The 12,236-nt window shown below is 44.3% G+C and carries 10 protein-coding genes; 2 read left to right on the top strand and 8 right to left on the bottom strand.

The features are described from left to right. Positions 1-23: 23 nt before the first annotated feature. The gene (locus Q4549_RS14720) at positions 24-1,244 is read right to left on the bottom strand and encodes a pyridoxal phosphate-dependent aminotransferase (RefSeq protein ID WP_137671428.1); all 1,221 of its coding nucleotides are present in this window, start codon (positions 1,242-1,244) and stop codon (positions 24-26) included. A gap of 169 nt (positions 1,245-1,413) precedes the next feature. Here Q4549_RS14720 and Q4549_RS14715 point away from each other — a divergent pair, with 169 nt between their 5' ends. Continuing rightward, positions 1,414-2,337, top strand: a complete 924-nt coding sequence (locus tag Q4549_RS14715; protein WP_303552950.1) for a LysR substrate-binding domain-containing protein — start codon at positions 1,414-1,416, stop codon at positions 2,335-2,337. Here Q4549_RS14715 and Q4549_RS14710 read toward each other — a convergent pair whose 3' ends face one another. The 7 genes from Q4549_RS14710 to ubiG all read right to left on the bottom strand — a co-directional run bounded on the left by Q4549_RS14710 (position 2,338) and on the right by ubiG (position 9,225). Beyond that, positions 2,338-2,688 carry a DUF3802 family protein gene (locus Q4549_RS14710; protein ID WP_137671426.1) on the bottom strand — a complete coding sequence of 117 codons (351 nt, stop codon included), beginning with the start codon at positions 2,686-2,688 and terminating at the stop codon, positions 2,338-2,340. 91 nt (positions 2,689-2,779) lie between these two features. Beyond that, positions 2,780-3,652, bottom strand: coding sequence for a hypothetical protein (locus tag Q4549_RS14705; RefSeq protein ID WP_303552951.1), 873 nt, complete (start codon positions 3,650-3,652; stop codon positions 2,780-2,782). A 127-nt stretch (positions 3,653-3,779) separates the two neighbouring features. Further along, positions 3,780-4,067 carry a class I ribonucleotide reductase maintenance protein YfaE gene (gene yfaE, locus Q4549_RS14700; RefSeq protein WP_303552952.1) on the bottom strand — a complete coding sequence of 96 codons (288 nt, stop codon included), beginning with the start codon at positions 4,065-4,067 and terminating at the stop codon, positions 3,780-3,782. Further along, complete coding sequence (nrdB, locus tag Q4549_RS14695; protein ID WP_137671418.1) at positions 4,067-5,197, bottom strand: class Ia ribonucleoside-diphosphate reductase subunit beta; 1,131 nt, start codon at positions 5,195-5,197, stop codon at positions 4,067-4,069. Before nrdB ends, yfaE begins: the two co-directional genes overlap by 1 nt. Before the next feature lie 51 nt (positions 5,198-5,248). Next, the gene (nrdA, locus tag Q4549_RS14690) at positions 5,249-7,534 is read right to left on the bottom strand and encodes a class 1a ribonucleoside-diphosphate reductase subunit alpha (RefSeq protein WP_303552953.1); all 2,286 of its coding nucleotides are present in this window, start codon (positions 7,532-7,534) and stop codon (positions 5,249-5,251) included. Between the two features lie 289 nt (positions 7,535-7,823). Then, entirely contained in the window at positions 7,824-8,501 is a 678-nt protein-coding gene (locus Q4549_RS14685) for an HAD family hydrolase (protein ID WP_303552954.1), read from the bottom strand. Further along, complete coding sequence (gene ubiG / locus Q4549_RS14680; protein WP_137671415.1) at positions 8,494-9,225, bottom strand: bifunctional 2-polyprenyl-6-hydroxyphenol methylase/3-demethylubiquinol 3-O-methyltransferase UbiG; 732 nt, start codon at positions 9,223-9,225, stop codon at positions 8,494-8,496. The genes Q4549_RS14685 and ubiG overlap by 8 nt, the downstream gene beginning before the upstream one ends. A 205-nt stretch (positions 9,226-9,430) precedes the next feature. Here ubiG and gyrA point away from each other — a divergent pair, with 205 nt between their 5' ends. Next, positions 9,431-12,142 (top strand): DNA topoisomerase (ATP-hydrolyzing) subunit A, encoded by a 2,712-nt coding sequence (gene gyrA, locus Q4549_RS14675; protein ID WP_235836128.1) that lies wholly within the window; start codon positions 9,431-9,433, stop codon positions 12,140-12,142. The last annotated feature ends 94 nt before the right edge of the window (positions 12,143-12,236 follow it).

Genomic DNA, 12,236 nt, shown 5'->3' with positions numbered 1-12,236 from the left:
CCCTCTAATTCACTTTACTTGGTTTAGTCGGCTTGGCGATAACCATCAAGGAAGGTAGCGATACGACCAATAGCTTCGCGTAGCTCTTCTTCTCGAGGAAGAAATACAATGCGGAAGTGATCGGGTTTGCTCCAGTTAAAGCCGGTGCCTTGTACCACTAAAATCTTCTCTTGTTGCAATAAATCTAATGCAAACTGCTGGTCGTCTTTAATATTGAATTTCTTAACGTCCAGTTTAGGGAACAAGTACATAGCCCCTTGTGGCTTAACGCAGCTTACCCCTGGAATATCATTTAACAATTCCCAAGCCAGGTTTCGCTGTTCGTATAATCGACCACCAGGGACAATAAGCTCGTTAATACTTTGGTAGCCACCTAGGGCAGTTTGAATGGCATGTTGTACCGGTACATTGGCACAAAGGCGCATAGACGCCAGCATATCTAAACCGTCTATATAATCTTTAGCGCGATGTTTCGGCCCGCTTACTAATAACCAACCAGAGCGGAAACCACATACGCGATAAGCTTTAGACAAACCGTTAAAGGTGAGCGTTAATACATCGTCTGATAAAGTGGATAAAGGCACGTGTAGCGCTTCATCGTAAATTACTTTTGAATAGATTTCGTCGGCAAACAAAATAAGGTTGTGTTGGCGGGCAAGCTCTACCAATTCAAGCAGTAATTCTTTGCTGTATACCGCACCGGTTGGGTTATTAGGGTTAATAACCACTAAACCTTTAGTGCGCGGTGTGATTTTACTGCGAATATCTTCGATATCTGGGAACCAACCGGCTTCTTCATCGCATTCATAATGAACCGGGTTACCACCAGAGAGTGTTACTGCTGCTGTCCATAATGGATAGTCGGGTGAGGGCACTAGCATTTCATCGCCATTATTTAATAGCGCTTGCATGGCCATAACGATAAGTTCGCTTACCCCATTACCGAGATAAATATCTTCTAGGGTGGTGGTACGTAAACCTTGTAACTGATAATGATGCATCACCGCTTTACGGGCAGAGAACAAACCTTTGGAGTCACAGTAACCTTGGGCAGTAGGTAGGTTATGAATTACGTCTACTAGAATTTCTTCCGGGGCTTCAAAATTAAATTCGGCAGTGTTGCCAATATTTAATTTGATTACTCGGTGGCCATCTTCTTCGAGGCGTTTAGCTTGTTTTAATACCGGACCACGAATGTCGTAGCATACGTTATCTAGCTTATGTGACTTCTCTATTTGATACATGATTATTTCTGTCCCTTTAGAATAGACGTATTAACTTACTTTTTTTGGTTGCATGCAAGTGTTTGCCGAAGGTATTTGAGCTTTTTCAGGATTTTTTATTAGTAAAGGGCTGAACCACCAATAGTTGGTGATAAACTGGCCGAGCAAAACCTCAAACCATTGCGAGACTATGTTAGAACTCAAACACTTAAAAACCTTACAAGCGCTTAGAGAAACTGGCTCATTAGTGGTCGCTGCTCAGCGCTTATGTTTAACCCAATCGGCGCTTTCTCATCAGTTAAAAGAGTTAGAATCACGCATTGGGGCAAAGTTGTTTGTGCGTAAAACCAAGCCGTTACGATTCACCATGGCGGGATTACGAGTGTTGGAACTGGCCGACAATGTACTAGAGCAAGTTCAACATACCGAGCGAGAGCTTGCTAGGTTGGTGGGCGGACAAGCCGGGCGACTGCATTTAGCCATTGAGTGCCACAGCTGTTTTAACTGGTTAATGCCAGCTATTGATAATTACCGCGGCCTTTGGCCAGATGTAGAATTAGATTTTAGCAGTGGTTTTAGCTTTGAACCCTTGCCTGAACTTGCCCAAGGCCAGCTTGATTTGGTGATAACCTCTGATCCCCAGCCTTGCGAGGGCATTGTGTTTCAGCCTTTATTCTCATATCAACCTACCTTAGCGTTAAGCCCTAATCACCCACTGGCAAAGAAAGTCGTGATTGAGCCCGAGGATTTTGCCAATCAAGTGCTTATTTCTTACCCGGTTGATACCCACCGCTTAGATTTATTTAATCTGTTTCTCGATCCCGCAGGCGTAGAACCGTTAGCGGTGCGTAAAGTTGATATGACCATAATGATGATGCAGTTAGTGGCCAGTGGCCGCGGAGTAGCGGTATTACCAAATTGGGCTTTAACCGAATATGTAAACAAAGGTTATATCGTTACGCGCGAATTGGGTGACGGGCATTTGTGGCAGAACTTGTATGCGGCGCGCCATGAGAGTCATCAAGACAGCGCCTACATTGAAGCCTTTTTAGATATTGCGAGGGAGCATTGCTTTAGCCATTTACAGGGCATTAAAGCTTTTGGTAGCAACTAACTAAATGGGATCGACAGCAATCAGTTGGTTGTCGAACATATTCTTAATGAGCCCAACAAATTCATCAATAAACTGCTGTTGCTGCTGAGTAGGGCTAGACATCCACACCCCAGACAACACCTGCTCTAAGTCGTTTACGATGGCGTCAATTTCCCGAATAACAATGAAACGGTGTTCGCTCTCAAGATGCTCATGTTGGCGACAGACCAACATAACACTTTCGGATAACTGTTCAGATACATAATCGCAAATGGTTAACGGATTTTTCTGGGCTTGAGTGTGTTCAAATAAGGCCAGGTTATCTGTTAAAAAGCCAATTAGCTGAATGTAACCTTCGCTATCAGTTACCATTGTGTCATCTTCCTCTCTTAATCACTTAGTAGGGCTAGTGTATAACGAATAAGCGCGAAAACAACATGCGCTGAGACACATTTGTTCACAGTTATAGGGTTTGAGTGAGCTCTGCTGAGTGAATATAAGCTTGGTTACAGGAGCTAGGCAGGTAGAGCCTTGGATTAGCGCGCTTCAAATCACGCAGATGATACTCCAATAATCGCTTATCTATTGGCGTGTTACTTTGGGTTTGCTGAAGCCAATTTACCAAGCTCTTGGTATTCTCTTGAAAACCGCTTTCTAACTGGGCGATTTGCTGCTTAGTTCTTTGTATTTCTTCAACCTTGAGTGGCGAACGCTGTACCATGTTAATGAGGTAGGGAGTGAGCTTATGTGCTTGCTTCATATAGCTATCGCTCATTGGTACGGGAGACAGCTTTAAGTTTTGTTGACGTTCTAGTTGGCCACAAATGTGGTTCGCTTTAACCAAGGCAACGGTTTGTTGAATGACTTGGTTGGTATCAAATCCCTCGCCATACATCTCATGAATGCCAGTAGCTAAATCGTGTTTAGCTAAGCGTACCTTTGGAAAGGTGAGTTGTTCGCGGGTGAATAACCTGACTCGGTTAGGCGCAGCCTGCCGCGGTACAATAATGGCGATTTGGTTGCGCTTTTGTTCAACATAAAGGTTGGCTATCGCTTGGCTTTGTTGGCTAATACTGATTAGTTGACCACTGATTTGGCAATCAATTGATTTAGGGATATCGCCTACGTGGCTAGCACTAACATATTGATGAGGATAATCCGGCAGGGCTTGAATTTGACCAAGTTGGCGTTGCATAAAATGAGTGGCAATAGCCGCTCGGCAAATCGCGGTTTCACTAATGGGCGGTGTGCTCATCACTTTCCAGCCGATAAGCACAACGGTAAGCAGTAATAGCGAACTGCTAATTACTATCAACGGTTGGCGTCGAATGATCATCACGGCCTCTCTGGAAACTCAGTTAAACAGACGTATCTTTGTTATCTGTCATTCGCAGAAAAACTAAAGTGCTTATTGGAAGTATAGTTCAAGCTTGGTTAATTTTTGGGGTTTTAAGGTGCCTGAATTAGGCTATTTTTTGCTTAATTGGGGGGAGCTCGGCTACTTCAATAGTCCCTTTAGGTTTGCTGCAGCAGCTAAGGATTTGACCTTTAGGGATGTTAGCTAAAGGTGATTGGGTATATTCCACTTCACCTTTTACTAAGGTGGTACGGCAGGCACCACACACGCCCTCGCGACAATGAAACTCTGGGGTAAATCCCGCTTGTTCATAGGCTTCGAGAATGCTCTTGTGGTGGCCGTCTACGACCACCTCAATACCGCCTGCTATAACGCGACCTTCTTGCTGAGACATTACAGTTCGAAATCCTCGAAGTCATCAATGTCGATGCTTGAATCAATCTGACCCACAAGGTAAGAACTGATTTCCGCTTCTTGTGGAGCAACTTGTACGTTGTCTGAGACTAACCATGAGTTAATCCATGGAATTGGGTTACTACGGTCTTCAAAACAAGGCAATAAACCTACAGCCTGCATACGTGTATTAGTAATGTACTCTACGTACTGGCTTAAGATTTCTTCGTTTAAACCGATCATCGAGCCGTCTTTGAATAGGTATTGTGCCCACTCTTTTTCTTGCTCAGCTGCATCAGTAAACATGCGCCATGCATCAACTTCACACTCGGCGGCAATTTCGGCCATTTCTGGGTCGTCTTTGCCTTCGCGCATTAAGTTAATCATGTGCTGCGTGCCAGTAAGGTGCAATGCTTCATCGCGGGCAATCAATTTGATGATTTTGGCATTACCTTCCATTAACTCGCGCTCGGCAAAAGCAAACGAACAAGCAAAACTTACGTAGAAGCGGATTGCTTCCAGTACGTTTACCGACATTAAACACAAGTAGAGTTTTTTCTTGAGTTCACGCACGGTAATGTTGTGAACCACGCCTGCCACTTCGTGTTGACCTTCACCGTGTAAATGGTAAATAGAGGTGGCTTGAATTAAATCATCGTAGTAACCAGCAATGTCATTGGCACGTTTGATGATCTCTTCGTTTTCCATAATGTCGTCAAACACTTCACCAGGATTGCCCATTATGTTACGAATAATGTGAGTATATGAGCGTGAGTGAATCGTTTCACTAAAGGCCCACGTTTCAATCCAGGTTTCTAGCTCAGGCAAGCTGACTAGCGGCAGTAATGCTACGTTTGGCGAACGGCCTTGAATGCTATCTAACAGCGTTTGGTACTTTAGATTACTAATAAAGATATGCTGCTCGTGAGCGGGCAATTTGTTGTAATCAATCCGGTCACGGCTTACGTCTACTTCTTCTGGGCGCCAGAAAAAGGACAGCTGCTTTTCGATTAGTTTTTCAAATATCTCATGACGTTGTTGGTCATAACGGGCCACGTTTACCGGCTGACCAAAGAACATAGGCTCTTTGGTGGCGTCGTTGGCATTTTGAGTAAAAATTGAGTAGCTCATCTACATTTTTTTCCTAAAAATTCTTGTTGCGCTTGCGCGCGTAAACTTGGCTTAAATCTTACATGCACCGCCAGCGCAATCATCGTCTTCTGGCTCTGGCTTCATATCGTCATGTTGGTCGCTAGCGCCATCACGGGTGTTATGATAATACAACGTCTTAACCCCGTATTTATAGGCGGTTAATAGGTCGGCAATCAGCGCTTTCATTGGTACGCGGTTGCCTTCATAACGGGTTGGGTCGTAGTTGGTATTAGCTGAAATACTTTGGTCGACAAACTTCTGCATCAAGCCAACTAACTGCAAGTAACCTTCGTTATTTGGTATGTCCCATAGCAGTTCGTAATTTTGCTTAAGGTTTTCGAAGTCTGGCACTACTTGCTTAAGAATACCGTCTTTGCTGGCTTTAACGCTAATAAATCCACGTGGTGGTTCAATACCATTGGTCGCGTTAGAGATTTGGCTTGAGGTCTCTGATGGCATTAATGCCGACAGGGTAGAGTTGCGCAAACCATGCGTAGTGATTTCTTCGCGTAGCTCTTCCCAATCATAATGCAGCGGTTCGTCACTGAGTTTATCTAGAGACTTTTTGTAAGTATCGATAGGCAATACGCCTTGCGAGTACGTTGTCTCGTTAAACATTGGACAAGCACCTTGCTCTTTGGCTAAACGCATAGAGGCTTTTAATAGCCAGTATTGAATAGCTTCAAAGGTTCGGTGAGTTAAGTTGTTAGCACTGCCGTCACTGTATTTAGTGCCGTTTTTGGCCAAGTAATAGGCGTAGTTAATCACGCCTATGCCTAAGGTACGGCGACCGTCAGAGCCTTTTTTCGCGGCTTTGATTGGGTAATCTTGGTAGTCGAGTAAGCTATCTAAAGCGCGTACCGCTAAGTCTGATAACTCTTCTAGCTCGTCTAGGTTTTCAATGGCACCTAGGTTAAAGGCCGATAAAGTACAAAGGGCAATTTCGCCGTTTTCATCATGTACATGCTGCAGCGGCTTAGTGGGTAAGGCAATTTCTAAACACAGGTTAGATTGACGTACCGGGGCTTGAGCTGGGTCAAATGGGCTGTGCGTATTACAGTGATCAACGTTTTGAATGTAGATCCGACCTGTTGACGCGCGCTCTTGCATTAACAAAGAGAATAAATCGACCGCCTTAATCTGTTCTTTACGAATACTCGGGTCTTTTTCGTATTGCTCATACAATCGTTCAAATTTGTCTTGGTCTTCAAAGAAGGCGTCGTATAAACCTGGAGTATCACTAGGCGAGAACAGGGTGATGTTTTCGCCTTTTACCAAACGTTGGTACATCAATTTGTTTAACTGAACACCGTAATCCATATGGCGAACACGGTTATCTTCTACACCACGGTTGTTCTTAAGTACTAATAGTGACTCTACTTCTAAGTGCCAGAATGGGTAGAAAATGGTTGCAGCTCCACCACGAACACCGCCTTGTGAACAACATTTAACCGCAGTTTGGAAGTACTTATAGAATGGAATACAACCTGTGTGGAAGGCTTCGCCACCACGAATTTCACTGCCTAGGGCACGAATGCGACCAGCGTTGATACCAATACCTGCACGTTGCGACACGTAAGTAACAATAGAAGACGCTGTTGCGTTAATAGACTCTAAGCTATCGCCACACTCTATCAGTACACAAGAGCTGAACTGACGAGTAGGGGTACGAACGCCCGACATAATCGGCGTTGGCAAAGAGATTTTGAACTTAGAGGTCGCATCATAAAAGCGACGGATGTAGGTTAAACGAACCGATTTATCGTAGTGAGCAAATAAACACGCCGCCACCAAAATATACAAGAACTGTGCGCTTTCAAAAATCTCGCCGCTGACTCGGTTCTGAACAAGGTACTTGCCTTCTAATTGCTTAACTGCTCCGTATGAAAAGTCCATATCGCGCCAGTGGTCGATAAAGTCGTCCATTTGGGCGAACTCTTCAGGTGTGTAATCTTTTAGCAAATGCATGTCGTAACGACCTGCTTCGCATTGCTTTACAACGTGGTCGTAAAGCGCTGGCGGTTCAAACTGGCCATAAGCTTTCTTACGAAGATGGAACACGGCTAAACGTGCAGCCAAAAATTGATAATCTGGGGTTTCTTGTGAGATTAAATCCGCAGCAGATTTAATAATGGTTTCATGAATATCTTTGGTCGCCATACCGTCGTAGAACTGGATGTGAGATTTAAGTTCTACTTGCGATACCGATACGTTTTTTAGGCCTTTAGCGGCCCAAGTAATCACTCGGTGGATCTTATCTAAGTTGATCGCTTCTTGTTTACCGCTTCGTTTGGTTATCAGAAGATCTTTATTCATGAAGGGGAGGCCCTGTATCCTAATTTTTGCTGCTGCTTATCTAGTACTGCTATTTGCTGTTAGCCACTAGATATAGTGTTTTTAAAATCTATGGGTACAAGATAATGAGGTTTTGGCTTTTTCGCAAGCTCTAGCAGAAAAGAAGAAATTGTGTATAACTTGCAGATAACTCACATATGTTAGTGCTCACTAACTAGCTATCTATATAAGCTGGCTAGCTGGCATTAATGCAAGTTTTTTTTCGTAAAATTTTACTCAAAAAATTTATTTTTATAAAACTTGAAGCTGCCTACAATTCGCTCAGCCAGTCGCTTATAGTTTGTTCGAGTTGCTCACTTTTTTCACAGTGTAAATCAGCAGCCCAAAGCTCTGTATTATCTTGCTCTGAAATGTAACCCCATAATGCGAGTAAAGTGGTCATGTTTGTGTTGTTGCCTGCGGCGATATCGCGCTCGGCATCTCCCACATATAGACAATGTAGAGGATCTACCTTGATGGTGTCGCAGGCAAGCAACATTGGCTCAGGATCGGGTTTTCGCTGGGCAATCGTATCGCCACCGACTAATACTGCGCATTGTTCAAATTCAGGGAAGTGAGCAAGTAGCTGTTTGCTTAGCCCTTCAGGCTTATTGGTAATCACACCCCAAGCAATCGAGTGCTGATTCAGCCATTGTAAAGCTTGCCTAATCCCTGAGAAGAAATCAGTGCCTTCACAAATGTGCTGTTGGTAGTAATCAAGCAGCTGTTGGCGTAACTCTGTTTGGGCTTGTTTTTCCCAGTCTGCCTCACCAAAACCTGCTTTGAGCAAACCTATAGCGCCGTGAGAGCTTAACTGGCGTGCTTGCGCCATACTAAGCGGAGCTCGTTGGTGTTTGGCTAATACATAGTTGGCTGCTGCGCCTAAATCGGGAGCAGTATCTAATAAGGTACCGTCTAAGTCGAATAATACCGCCGCTTGTTTAGTCATTGTTTAACTCCGGCTTTGCCAGTTGCACCATATAGTTAACATCAACATTGTTACTTAAGCGGAAGCTTTCAATCACCGGGAAAAACTGCACTCCGCTAATGGCCTCACTGCGTAGCGCATTGTCGTCAGCCCATGCTAACAATTCTGAGGGACGAATGAACTTATCATGCTGATGGGTGCCGTTAGGAACAATTTTGAGTAGCTTCTCTGCGGCTAAAATCATGTACAGGTAAGCTTTAGGGGTACGATTAATGGTGGACACAAAAATCTTGCCGCCAGGTTTCACTAATTGAGCACAAGCAGCAATCACCGAACCAGGGTCGGGCACGTGTTCAATCATCTCCATGCAAGTAACTACATCATAAGCTGCTGGATGTTCTTCGGCATGGGCTTCGGCTGTGGTTTGTAAATAGCTTAACTGGCTGCCCGTTTCTAAAGCGTGCAGTTTAGCCACTTCTATTTGCTCTTTGCCCATATCAATGGCTGTAACCTTAGCACCTCGAACAGCCATGCTTTCGGCCAAAATGCCGCCGCCACAACCTACATCTAATACGTTCTTGCCAAATAAGCCGGCTGCACCCCGTTCGATATAGTCAAGACGCAGTGGATTGATTTGGTGCAAGGTTTTGAACTCACCCTGTTTATCCCACCATCGCGAGGCTAAGCCTGCAAAATGAGCAATCTCTTGATGATCAACGTTTTGGTTATTTTTACCGTGTTCCATTTAAGGTTCAATCCACATCAGTATTTGTAGGCATTATAAGAACTTGTTCAATGCAGTCACTAGCTTTTGTTCAATTCTTGAGTTTTTTCATTTTTCTAACTGAAAAGAGCGACATCAAGCCTGTTAAGGCCGCTATTTTATGGTAAAGTTTGCGATTACGCTTAGTAATTGTAAAAAGCAATAAAAACGAAGGATTTTGTCGTCTATGAGCGATCTAGCAAATCAGATTTCGCCGGTCAATATTGAGGATGAGTTAAAGAGCTCTTACCTTGATTATGCCATGAGCGTTATTGTGGGCCGAGCCTTGCCAGATGTACGTGATGGTTTGAAACCAGTGCATCGCCGAGTGCTATTCGCAATGAACGTATTGGGCAACGATTGGAATAAACCTTATAAAAAATCTGCCCGTGTGGTAGGTGATGTAATTGGTAAATATCACCCGCATGGTGACAGTGCTGTTTACGATACGATTGTTCGCATGGCGCAGCCGTTTTCGCTACGTTATATGTTGGTAGACGGTCAAGGTAACTTTGGTTCGGTGGACGGCGATTCTGCGGCGGCCATGCGTTATACCGAAATTCGTATGGATAAATTAGCCCACTCTTTGTTGGCTGATTTAGAAAAAGAAACCGTTGATTTTGTACCTAACTATGATGGTACCGAGCAAATCCCTGCAGTTTTACCTACCCGTGTACCTAACTTATTGGTGAACGGTTCTTCTGGTATTGCGGTAGGTATGGCAACCAATATTCCGCCTCACAACCTAACCGAAGTGGTTAATGGTTGTTTGGCAATGATCGAAAATCCAGACATCACTATTGATGAGCTGATGGAGTTTATTCCTGCACCTGATTTCCCAACCGCCGGTATTATTAATGGCCGTGCCGGAATCATTCAGGCTTACCGCACTGGTCGTGGTAAAGTGTCTATCCGCTCTAAAGCTGAAGTGGTTATCGATAAAAATGGTAAAGAAACCATTATTGTTCACGAGATCCCTTATCAAGTGAACAAAGCTCGCCTTATCGAGAAGATGGCTGAGTTAGTAAAAGATAAGAAGCTTGAAGGTATTTCTGCACTGCGTGATGAGTCTGATAAAGACGGTATGCGTATTGTTGTAGAGCTTAAGCGTGACGCTGTGGGTGAAGTTGTTCTTAACAACCTATATTCACAAACGCAAATGCAGGTGTCTTTTGGTATGAACATGGTGGCCCTAGATAACGGCCAGCCTAAGATATTCAACCTGCAAGAGATGATTGAGTGTTTCATTCGTCACCGTCGTGAAGTAGTTACACGCCGTACCGTATTTGAATTACGTAAAGCGCGTGACCGTGCTCACATCCTTGAAGGCCTAGCTATTGCGCTAGCCAACATCGACGAAATTATTGAGCTAATCAAAACTTCACCTACTCCAGCTGAAGCTAAAGCGGCTTTAGTTGCCAAAGGTTGGGACTTAGGTGCGGTCGCAGCCATGCTAGAGCGCTCGGGTGACGACGCTGCTCGCCCAGACTGGTTAGAAGCTGAGTTTGGTATTCGTGATGGTCAATACTTCATCACGCCAATTCAAGCTCAAGCGATTCTAGATTTACGTTTACATAAGTTAACTGGTCTAGAACATGAAAAAATTATTGGCGAATACAAAGACCTATTGGATCTTATCGCTGAATTACTGCACATCTTAAATAGCCCTGATCGTTTGATGGAAGTGATTCGGGACGAACTTATTGAAGTGCGTGAGCAATTTGGTGATGAGCGTCGTACTGAAATTTCAGCCAATAGCTCTGATTTGTCGATTGAAGACTTAATTAACGAAGAAGACGTGGTAGTAACGCTATCTCACGAAGGCTACGTTAAGTACCAGCCACTGACTGAGTACGAATCTCAGCGCCGTGGTGGTAAAGGTAAAGCCGCGACTAAGATGAAGAATGAAGACTTCATCGAAAAATTATTAGTAGCGAACACTCACGATACTGTTCTGTGTTTCTCTACGGTGGGTAAAGTGTACTGGATGAAGGTGTATCAACTACCTTTAGCCAGTCGCCAAGCACGTGGTAAGCCAATTGTTAACTTACTTCCGTTAACAGAAGATGAGCGTATCACCGCTATTCTCCCAGTACGTGAGTATGAAGAAGACAAGTTCATCTTGTTTGCTACAGCAAACGGTACGGTTAAGAAAACACCGTTAACTGCGTTTAAACGTCCGTTATCTAGCGGTATTCGCGCGATTAACTTGAACGACGATGACAAGCTAATTGGTGTTGATATTACCTGTGGTGATAACGAAATCATGTTGTTCTCGGATGCGGGTAAAGTTGTTCGTTTCAACGAGAAGCAACGTGACAGTGAAACTGGCGCGGTTAAGTTAGACCCAGAAACCGGTGAAGAGCTACTAGCGTTACGTCCAATGGGCCGTACTGCTGCGGGTGTTCGTGGTATTTCCTTAGATGCGGGCCAAAAAGTGGTGTCGTTAATTGTGCCAAACGGCGACGGTGATATTCTTACCGCCACCGAAAATGGTTACGGTAAACGTACTAAACTTGAAGAATATCCAGCTAAGAGCCGCGCAACAAAAGGCGTAGTGTCTATTAAAGTGAGTGACCGAAACGGCCTTGTGGTTGGTGCGGTACAAGTCACTGAAGCCCAAGAAATGATGCTAATTACCGACGGCGGTACGCTAGTTCGTACTCGCGTTAATGAAGTATCACTAGTGGGCCGTAATACGCAAGGTGTTACCTTAATCCGTACTACTGAAGATGAGAAAGTAGTCGGTTTACAGCGTATTGACGAGATAGAAGAACCGGAGTTTGATGAAAGCGCTGAAGGTGAAATACCAGAAGGCGAGGTAGCGGCTCCAGCTACTGGTGAAGAGCCCGCCGCGAGCAGTGATGAAACTGCCAGCAGTGACCCCGAACCAGAATAGTCATAAATAATAAAAACAACGGGCGGCTTTTAGCCGCTCGTTTTTGTTTAAAAACAGTATACGAACCACTTGAGTGGTCGCACACAACATATTA

It is taken from the genome of Agarivorans sp. 2_MG-2023 (genome assembly GCF_030548085.1).
GTDB lineage: Bacteria > Pseudomonadota > Gammaproteobacteria > Enterobacterales > Celerinatantimonadaceae > Agarivorans.
This window is presented reverse-complemented; position numbering and strand designations above follow the sequence as displayed.